A 213-nucleotide genomic window follows, 5' to 3' on the forward strand; every position below is an offset into this window, starting at 1 on the left:
GGCCAGATGACCGCCGGCAGCTGGATCTACATCGGCAGCCAGGGCATCGTCCAGGGCACCTACGAAACCTTCGTCGAAGCCGGTCGCCAGCACTACAACGATGACCTCAAAGGCAAGTGGGTACTGACCGCTGGCCTGGGTGGCATGGGCGGCGCGCAGCCTCTGGCAGCAACCCTGGCCGGTGCCTGCTCGCTGAACATCGAATGCCAGCAG

General features: G+C 64.8%; 1 pseudogene. It reads left to right on the forward strand.

Going from position 1 to position 213, the window contains the following annotated elements:
* Positions 1-213, forward strand: a pseudogene (locus tag NPS56_RS31155) (urocanate hydratase); the annotation flags it as partial.

The sequence above is a fragment of the Pseudomonas putida genome (genome assembly GCF_028682635.1).
GTDB classification, from domain to species: domain Bacteria; phylum Pseudomonadota; class Gammaproteobacteria; order Pseudomonadales; family Pseudomonadaceae; genus Aquipseudomonas; species Aquipseudomonas putida_AE.